General features: G+C 76.3%; 8 protein-coding genes. 4 read left to right on the forward strand and 4 right to left on the reverse strand.

Annotated elements, in window-relative coordinates; all coding sequences use genetic code 11:
* Positions 1-44: 44 nt before the first annotated feature.
* Both GSF02_RS09730 and GSF02_RS09735 read right to left on the reverse strand, forming a co-directional pair.
* A complete protein-coding gene (locus tag GSF02_RS09730; RefSeq protein WP_159795266.1) occupies positions 45-1,190 on the reverse strand; it encodes a trans-sulfuration enzyme family protein in 1,146 nt (381 codons plus the stop codon).
* A 107-nt stretch (positions 1,191-1,297) separates the two neighbouring features.
* Complete coding sequence (locus GSF02_RS09735; RefSeq protein ID WP_159795269.1) at positions 1,298-2,269, reverse strand: GlxA family transcriptional regulator; 972 nt, start codon at positions 2,267-2,269, stop codon at positions 1,298-1,300.
* Between the two features lie 72 nt (positions 2,270-2,341).
* On the opposite strand from GSF02_RS09735, the gene GSF02_RS09740 reads away from it, so the two are divergent.
* Positions 2,342-3,655, forward strand: a complete 1,314-nt coding sequence (locus tag GSF02_RS09740; RefSeq protein ID WP_159795272.1) for an MFS transporter — start codon at positions 2,342-2,344, stop codon at positions 3,653-3,655.
* A 38-nt stretch (positions 3,656-3,693) separates the two neighbouring features.
* Here GSF02_RS09740 and GSF02_RS09745 read toward each other — a convergent pair whose 3' ends face one another.
* On the reverse strand, positions 3,694-4,884 hold the full coding sequence (locus GSF02_RS09745) for an acyl-CoA dehydrogenase family protein (protein WP_159795275.1): 1,191 nt from the start codon (positions 4,882-4,884) through the stop codon (positions 3,694-3,696).
* Between the two features lie 174 nt (positions 4,885-5,058).
* Here GSF02_RS09745 and GSF02_RS09750 point away from each other — a divergent pair, with 174 nt between their 5' ends.
* Positions 5,059-6,660, forward strand: a complete 1,602-nt coding sequence (locus tag GSF02_RS09750; protein WP_159795278.1) for an AMP-binding protein — start codon at positions 5,059-5,061, stop codon at positions 6,658-6,660.
* A gap of 28 nt (positions 6,661-6,688) precedes the next feature.
* Complete coding sequence (locus tag GSF02_RS09755; protein ID WP_159795281.1) at positions 6,689-7,855, forward strand: D-alanine--D-alanine ligase family protein; 1,167 nt, start codon at positions 6,689-6,691, stop codon at positions 7,853-7,855.
* A 103-nt stretch (positions 7,856-7,958) separates the two neighbouring features.
* On the opposite strand, the gene GSF02_RS09760 is transcribed toward GSF02_RS09755, so the two are convergent.
* Positions 7,959-8,447, reverse strand: a complete 489-nt coding sequence (locus GSF02_RS09760; protein WP_235915482.1) for a DUF3515 domain-containing protein — start codon at positions 8,445-8,447, stop codon at positions 7,959-7,961.
* Between the two features lie 66 nt (positions 8,448-8,513).
* On the opposite strand from GSF02_RS09760, the gene GSF02_RS09765 reads away from it, so the two are divergent.
* Positions 8,514-9,059: thiamine-phosphate kinase (locus GSF02_RS09765; RefSeq protein ID WP_235915483.1), on the forward strand; the 546-nt coding region annotated here is incomplete at its 3' end.

Consider the following 9,059-nt stretch of genomic DNA (forward strand, 5'->3'; position numbering starts at 1 on the left):
CCGGGCGCCCGACGCCGGCCGGCGTCGGGCGCCCGGGGGCCGGATCAGGCGGCGGCGGCGCGCAGGGCCTGGTCGAGGTCGGCCCAGAGGTCCTCGACGTCCTCGACGCCCACCGACATCCGCAGCAGGTCCTCCGGCACCGTGAGCGACTCGGTCGCGAAGCGGCGGCGGCGCTCGAGCGTGGACTCCACGCCGCCCAGGCTCGTGGCCGGCACCCACAGGCGCAGCGCGGCGACGACGGCGTCGGCCGCGGCGGCGCCGCCGGCCGGGCGCAGGCCGATGATCGCGCCGTAGCCGCCCATGAGGCGGGTGGCGCGGTCGTGGCCGGGGTCGGCCGGCAGCGAGGGGTGGCGCACCTCCGCGACGGCCGGGTGGTCGGCCAGGCGGCGGGCCAGCTCGGCGGCGTTGGCCTGGGCGCGCTCGACCCGCAGGTGCAGCGTGCGCAGGCCGCGCAGCGCGAGCCACACCTCCATCGGGCCGGCGATGGCGCCGTGCAGCGTGCGGTAGCCGCGCAGCTCGGCCTCGATCGCGGGGTCGTTCGTCAGCAGCGCGCCCATCACCACGTCGGAGTGCCCGGCCAGGTACTTGGTCACCGAGTGCAGCACGACGTCGGCGCCCAGCTCCAGCGGCCGCTGGACCAGGGGCGTGGCGAAGGTGTTGTCGACGACGGTGCGCACGCCGCGCTCCCTGGCCGCCGCGATCAGCGCGGGCAGGTCGGCGACCTCGAGCATCGGGTTGGTGGGCGACTCCAGCAGCGCGACGTCGGCGCCGTCGAGCGCCGCCACCACCTGGTCGGTGTCGGCGATGTCGACGCGGCGGACCTCCACCGCGTGCCGGGCGGCCAGGTCGTCGGCGAACCCGAGGCTCACCTGGTAGGCGTGCCGGGGCACCACGAGCACGCCCCCGTGCGGCACGGCCGCCAGCGCCGCGGCCACGGCAGCCATGCCGGAGCCCATGACGACGGCGGGGCACGCGGCGCCCTCGAGCGCGGCCAGCGCCGCCTCGAAGTCCTGCCAGGTCTCGGTGCCCGAGCGGGTGTAGAGCAGCTCGTCGCCGGGCGTGCCCTGCGACACGTAGGTGGAGCTGAGCACGATCGGCGGGTTGACCGGGCCGCCCTGCACCCGCGCCGGCCGACCGGCGGTGACGGCGATGGTGGCGGGGGCGAGCGGCTGGGAGGACATCTCGGGCATGGCCGCAGGGTACGACCCGCGGCCGGGGGCCGGGCGTGGCGTCTCGCCGCGCGGGGCGCCGGGTGGCCGCGAGACGCCCGGGGCACGGGACGCCCGGGCCGTGCGCGTCAGGAGGCCTGGCGGAAGGTGCGCCGGTAGGCCGTCGGCGTGACGGCCAGCACCTCCTGCATGTGCGCGCGCAGCGACTGCGCGCTGCCGAAGCCGCAGCGCGCCGCGACCTGCTCCACCGACAGGTCCGAGCCCTCGAGCAGCCGCCGGGCCTCCTCGAGGCGCTGGCGGGTGATCCACCGCCCGGGGCTCTCGCCCGTCTCCTCGCGGAAGCGGCGGGTGAAGGTGCGCACGCTCATGGCGCTGCGCCGTGCGAGCTCGGCCAGCGGCAGGGGTCGGTCCAGGTGCTCCAGCGCCCACGCCCGGGCCGCGGCCGTGCCCGTGTCGGTGGGTTCCGGCACCGCGCGGCGCACGAACTGCGCCTGGCTGCCGTCGCGGTGCGGGGGCACCACCGTGCGCCGGGCGATGTCGTCCGCCACGGCGGCGCCGAAGTCGCGGCGCACGAGGTGCAGGCACAGGTCGATCCCCGCGGCGACCCCGGCCGACGTCAGCACGTCGCCGTCGTCGACGTAGAGCACGTCCGGGCGCAGCCGCACCCGGGGGTAGACGCGGGCGAACCGCTCGGCGTCGACCCAGTGCGTGGTGGCCGGACGCCCGTCCAGGGCGCCCGTGGCGGCGAGCACGAACGCCCCGATGCAGATCGACACCAGGCGCGTGCCGGGGCGCACGTGGGCGAACGCGGCCGCGACCTCGGGCGTGGTGCGGCCCTCGTCGAACATCGGGCCACCCTCGTAGGACGAGGGCACCACGACCGTGTCCGCCGTGGCCAGCGCCTCGGGGCCGTGCTCGACGTCGACGGCGAAGTCGGCGTCGGACCGCACCCGGCGAGGCCCGCCGGTGGTGGCCGTGACGACCTCGTAGACCGGGCGGCCGGCCGCGTCCCGGGCGCGCCCCAGGATCCGGTGGGGGATGCCGAGCTCGAACGGGATGAACCCGTCCAGCACGAGCACGACGACGCGGTGCAGGCCCATGGCCGGATCCTAGCGAACCATGTCTATCCGGCCAGTCGCCCGGTGCGGGCGTCGCACGCGAGGATTCCCGGCGTGACGACGACTCCGCCCGAGGCCGCCGACCCCACCCGCCCCGCCCTTCCGGCCTCCTCGCCCGGTCGGCCGCTGCGGGGTGCGCGCCACCCCGCCTGGCGCGTGGCGGGCGTCGCGTTCCTGACGATCGTCGCGGCCGCCGCGTTCGGCTCGGCGCCGGGGCTGCTCGTCGAGCCCCTGAGCGCGGACCTCGGCTGGTCCCGCGCCGCGGTGGGCCTGGGCGTCTCGGTCCAGCTCGCGCTGTACGGGCTCACGGTGCCCTTCGCGGCGGCGCTCATGGACCGCTGGGGGATCCGCCCGGTGCTGACCGTCGCGCTCGGGCTCGTCGTCGTCGGCGCCCTGGCCACCGTGGGCATGACCCAGGAGTGGCAGCTGGTGCTGGGCTGGGGCGTGCTCGTCGGCCTCGGCACGGGGTGCATGGCGCCGGCCTTCGCGGCGACGGTCACGGCGCGGTGGTTCACCGCGCACCGCGGCCTGGTCAGCGGCGTGCTCACCGCAGCGTCGGCGTCGGGCCAGCTGGTGTTCCTGCCGCTGCTGTCCTGGCTGATCGCCACCCACGGGTGGCGGTCGGCGTCCGTCGCCGTGGCGCTCGCGGCGGTGGCCGCCGTGCCGCTGGTGCTGCTGTGGATGCGCGACCGGCCGGCCGACCTCGGGGTGCCGCCGTTCGGGTCCACGGTCGTGGTGCCCGCGCCGGCGCCGGCCCGGGGCGCCGCGCGCCGCGCCGTCGTCGCGCTCGCGCGGGCCGCCCGCACGCCGACCTTCTGGCTGCTGTGCGGCGCGTTCGCGATCTGCGGCGCGACGACCAACGGGCTGGTCAAGACCCACTTCGTGCCCGCGGCGCACGACCACGGCATGGCCATGACGGTCGGCGCCTCGCTGCTGGCGCTCGTCGGCGTCTTCGACATCGTGGGGACCGTGGCGAGCGGCTGGCTCACCGACCGGGTGTCCCCGCGGGTGCTGCTCGGTGTCTACTACACGGGCCGCGGTGTGGCGCTGATCTTCCTGCCCGCGCTGCTGGCGCCCACCGTGGAGCTGCCGATGGTGTTCTTCATCGTCTTCTACGGGCTCGACTGGGTCGCGACGGTCCCGCCGACGATGGCGCTGTGCCGCGAGCACCACGGCGACGACGCGCCGGTCGTCTTCGGCTGGGTGCTCGCGTCGCACCAGGTGGGCGCCGGGCTGGTCGCGTGGGCCGGCGGTCTCGTGCGGGACCACACCGGCAGCTACGACCTGGTCTGGTACGTCGCCGGGCTGCTGTGCGCGTTCGCCGCCCTGATGTCGCTGATCGTGCGGCGGATCGACGCGGCGGCGTGAGCGGCGCCGAGCCCCGATGCGCCGGCCCGGCTCCCCGGTCAGTCCTCCAGCGGCCCCAGCAGCGACTGCGCCACGGTGGAGTGCGCCGACTCGTCGTCGGAGGGGTGGAAGATCCCGGCCAGCACGTCGCGGTAGAGCCGGCCGAGCTCGGACCGGTTGAAGTAGGTCGAGCCGCCCGAGGCGCGGATGGCCTCGTCGACGACGTAGCGGGCCGTCTCCGTGGCGCGCACCTTCACGCCCGCCGTCGCGCGGAACCACCCGGCGCCGCGATCCACGCCGGCGTCGATCTGCCCGGCGACCTGGTCGATCTGCGGCCAGACGCCGTCCTGGGCGAGCGCGGCCGACGCGAGGCGCCACCGGATGTCCGGGTCCTGGGAGTACGCCTTGCCGGTCTTCATCGACGTGCGCGTGCGCACCGTCTCGACGGCCAGCTGCAGGGCGCGGTCGGCGATGCCGGCGTAGACCGAGGCCAGCAGCACCTCGAAGGACGTGAAGATGCCCAGCACGTACGGGTCGAGCGACGGGCCCGGGGCGATCGTGCGCATCACCCGCTCGGCCGGCGCGTGGGCGCCGTCGAGCACGGTGGTGCGCGACTGCGAGGCGCGCATGCCGATGGTGTCCCAGTCGTCGAGGATCTCGAACCCGCCGCCGTCGCGCGTGACGAAGGCGTGCACGATCACCGGGTTCTCCGGGTCCGTGGTCGAGTCGAGCCCCATCACGCCCAGACGCGTCCAGCCGGGGGAGTTGGAGGTGAAGATCTTGCGGCCGTGGAACGTGTAGCCGCCGGCGCCGTCCGGGCGGGCCTCGGTGCGCGAGCCGAGCAGCACCAGGTCGTTGCCGGCCTCGGAGTAGCCGAAGCCGAACACCTCGCCGGCGGCGGCCTCCTCGAGCAGCCAGTCCATCGACGCGTCGCCGCGGTCGTGCAGGTGGCGCGCGACGCCGACCCACACGTGGTGCATGTTCACCGCCAGCGCCGTCGCCGGGGCGGCGCCCGCCAGGCGGGCCTGCTCGTGCGCCGTCTCCCGCAGCCCCAGGCCCGCGCCGCCCAGCTCGGCCGGGACCAGCGCGCCGAGGTACCCGGACGCCCTGAGGTCGGCCAGGTCGTCGTCGAAGAAGTCGTTCTCCCGGTCGTGGACCGCCGCCCGGCCCCGGATCGCGGCCAGGAGGTCGTCGTCGAGCAGGGTGCGGGTGGGCAGCGCGGCGGCGGGGACGAACAGTTCGGCGGCCATGGGAACTTCCTACCACCCGCGCCGCGCCCGCGGTCAGCCCCCTTTCACCCCGCCCGCGCGTCCCCGCGGGGCTGACCGGTCGATGTGACGCTCGTTACAGTGGCGGCCAGAGCGGCGGTCACCGCCGACCGCCGCCGCCGAGGCGGGCGCGGCCCGCGAGGGAGGTCGGCCAGCATGGTGATCCGCAGCCCGTACCCCGACGTCGAGGTGCCCGACCAGACCCTGTACGACTTCCTCTTCGCCTCCCTGGCCCCCGAGGACCTCGGGCGCGTGGCCGTGGTCGACGGCGTCAGCGGGGAGGCGACCACCTACGGCGAGCTGCGCGCGCAGGTCGACGCCGTCGCCGGGGCGGCCGCCGCGCACGGGCTCGGGGTCGGCGACGTCGTCGCGCTGCACAGCCCCAACGTGCCGGCGTTCGTCAGCGTCTTCCACGGCCTGCTGCGCGCGGGCGTCACCGTCACCACGGTCAACGCCCTGTCGTCGGGGGAGGAGGTGGCCAAGCAGCTGGTCGCCTCGGGCGCGCGCACCCTGCTGACCGTCTCCGCCCTGCTGCCGGCGGCCGAGCCCGGCGCCCGCAGCGCCGGGCTGCCGCCGTCGGAGGTGGTGGTGCTCGACGGCGCCCCGGGCCACGTCGCGCTGGCCGACCTGCTGGCGGCCGGCGGGCCGCCGCCGGAGGTGGCCCTCGACCCGGCCGAGCACCTCGCCGTGCTGCCGTACTCCTCCGGCACGGTGGGCCTGCCCAAGGGCGTCATGCTCACCCACCGCAACCTCGTGGCCAACGTGCTGCAGTGCGAGCCGCTCATCCGCCTGACGGCCGACGACGTGGTGCCCGCCGTGCTGCCGTTCTTCCACATCTACGGCATGACGGTGCTGCTCGACGCCGCCGTGCACCACCGCGCGACGCTGGTCACGCTGCCGCGGTTCGAGCTCGAGCGGTACCTCGACGTCATCGCCAAGCACGGCGCGACGTACCTGTTCGTCGCGCCGCCCATGGCCCTCGCGCTGGCCAAGCACCCGGCGGTCGAGGCGTACGACCTGCGCACCGTGCGCGCCGTGCTGTCCGGCGCGGCGCCGCTGGACGAGGCGCTCGCGGCCGCCGTCGAGCGGCGCCTGGGCGCCCGCGTGGTCCAGGGCTACGGGATGAGCGAGATGAGCCCGGTGTCGCACGTCGTCCCGCTCGACCGGCCGGACATCTCCTCCGGCTCCGTCGGCCTGCTGGTGCCGAGCATGCGGGCGCGGCTCGTCGACCCGGTCAGCGGCGCGGAGATCCCCCAGCCCGCCCTGGGCACGAGCGCGCCGGGCGAGCTGCTGTGCGCCGGGCCGAACGTCATGCGCGGCTACCTGGGCGACGAGGCCGCCACGCGCGCCGCGATCGAGCCGGACGGCTTCCTGCACACCGGCGACATCGTCACCGTCGACGACCGCGGGGTGTTCACCGTCGTCGACCGGCTCAAGGAGCTCATCAAGTACAAGGGCTACCAGATCGCCCCGGCCGAGCTGGAGGCGCTGCTGCTGACGCACCCCGACGTCGCGGACGCCGCCGTCGTCGGGGTGGCGGACCCGGACGTGGGGGAGGTGCCCAAGGCGTTCGTGGTGCCGGCGCCGGACGCCGTCGTGACGCCCGAGGAGCTCATGGCGCACGTCGCCGAGCACGTGGCGCCGTACAAGAAGCTGCGGGCCGTGGAGGTCGTCACGGCCATCCCCCGGTCGGCCTCGGGCAAGATCCTGCGCAAGGAGCTGCGGGCCCTGGAGGCCCGGCGCCGCACGCCGCTGTGAGCCGCGGCGGTCCGGTAGGGTCGGCGCGATGTCCGAGACCGTCCCGACGCCGTCCGCCGGCGCCACCTCCGCCTCTGTCCCCGCCCGCCGGACCCGCGTCGCGCTGCTGTTCGGCGGTCGCTCCGGCGAGCACGCCGTGTCCGCGGCCACGGCCGCCGGCGTGCTGCGCGCCATCGACCGCGAGCGGTACGACGTCGTGCCGGTCGGCATCACGCGCGACGGCCGCTGGGTCGTGGCGGCGGACGAGCCCGAGCGCTGGGAGATCGCCGACGGCCGGCTCCCCGAGGTCACGGCGGAGTCGGGCGGCGAGGTGGTGCTGTCCCTGACGTCGGGCGAGCGCACCCTGCGCGTGCTCGAGCAGGGCCGCGTGCCGGACGTGCTGGGCCAGGTCGACGTCGTCTTCCCGCTGCTGCACGGCCCGTTCGGCGAGGACGGCACCCTCCAGGGGCTGCTCGAGCTGGCCGACGTGCACTACGTCGGCGCCGGCGTGCTGGCCTCTGCCGTCGGCATGGACAAGCACTTCATGAAGCTGGTGCTGGCCGGGCAGGGGCTGCCCGTGGGCCCGTACACGGTGATCCGGCCGCAGGACTGGGAGCACCGCCGCGCGGCCTGCCTCGGCGCCGTCGAGGCGCTCGGCCTGCCCGTCTTCGTCAAGCCTGCGCGCGCCGGGTCGTCGCTCGGCATCACGCGCGTCGACGACCTGGCCGCCCTGCCCGCCGCCGTCGAGGAGGCCCGGCGGCACGACCCCAAGGTCGTCGTCGAGGCGGGCATCGAGGGCCGCGAGATCGAGTGCGCCGTGCTCGGCGGCCGCGGCGGGCGGCCGCCGCGCGCGTCGCTGCCCGGCGAGATCGTCGTCGACCACGCCACGCACGCGTTCTACGACTTCGAGGCGAAGTACCTCGACGAGGCGCACGTCGACCTGCGCTGCCCGGCGGACCTGCCGGAGCACGTCATCGAGGAGGTGCGCCGCCTGGCCGTGCGCACCTTCGAGGCGGTGGGCGCCGAGGGCCTGTCGCGCGTGGACGTGTTCGTCACGCCCGACGAGCAGGTGATCGTCAACGAGATCAACACCATGCCGGGGTTCACGCCGTTCTCGATGTACCCGCGGATGTGGGCAGCGTCCGGCTTGGCCTACCCGGACCTGGTGGACGAGCTCATCCAGCTCGCCCTGGAGCGCCCGACCGGCCTGCGCTGACCGTGCCGCCGGCGGCTGGCACGCCGCCCGGAACCCCGGCGAGCTGGGCGACTCGCTGCTGCCGCAGCCCGCGGGCCAGCCCAGCCCAGCCCGCGTCAGCGCGTCACGAGCACTGCGCGGTGGCCTCGATCTTCGACACGGCCGGGGCCAGATCGCCGATGAACGACGTCGAGTGGTCCTCGGTGACCGACGGCGGCACCAGCACCTCGACGGCGGGCTCGCGGCCGTAGGTGACGAAGCGCCACGTGCCGTCGTCGCCGGCCTGCACGATCCAGTCCACGGTGCCCGACGGCGACTCGACCTGCTGGCAGTCGGCCGACGGCCCCGGCGGGGTGACGCCGCAGCGCAGCGTCACCGCTGCGCCCGGGCTGCCCCACGCGGTGGTGGCCTGCGCGTCGGTGTCCACCTGGTCGAGGTCGCCGCCGATCCGGTCGGGCAGCGTGAGCATCACCTCGGCGCACAGCGGGTCGGCGGCGTCCTCGGCGGCGGGCACGCCGATCGTCGGCGTGCAGGCGGCCAGGGCGACGACGGAGGCGGCGACGGACGTGAGGGCGAGCAGGGCGGAGACCGGGCGGGCGGGGCGGCGGAGCACCCGACCACGGTACCCGCGCGCCGCGCCCGGCGATGACCGCCCGAGGACTGCCCGTAGGGTCTGACCGTGACGTCCCCCGAGCCCCTGCGCGTGGCCGACCTCGACGAGTCCGCCCTGCTCGCGCGCATCTTCCCGCTGCTGCCCGCCGGCGCCTCGACCCTGCTCGGCCCGGGCGACGACGCCGCGGTGGTCGCCGCCCCCGACGGCCGGTTCGTGGTCTCCACCGACGTGCTCGTCGAGGACCGCCACTTCCGGCGCCGCTGGTCGACGGGGTACGACGTCGGGGCACGCGCCGCGGCGCAGAACCTCGCCGACGTGGCGGCGATGGGCGCAAGGCCGACCGCCCTCGTGGTCTCGCTCGCCGTGCCCGCCGACCTCGAGGTCGCGTGGGTGGAGGGGCTCGCCCGCGGGCTGGCCGAGGCGTGCGCGCCCGCCGGCGCCGCCGTCGTGGGCGGCGACCTGTCCGGCGCGGAGGCCGTCGTCGTCGCCGTCACCGTGCACGGCGACCTCGCCGGCGCGGCCCCGGTGCGCCGCTCGGGCGCCCGGCCGGGGGACGTCGTCGCGCACGCGGGCGTGCGCGGCCGCTCGGCCGCCGGGCTGGCGCTGCTCGAC

The organism is Puerhibacterium puerhi, from assembly GCF_009846865.1.
GTDB classification, from domain to species: Bacteria; Actinomycetota; Actinomycetes; order Actinomycetales; family Cellulomonadaceae; genus Puerhibacterium; species Puerhibacterium puerhi.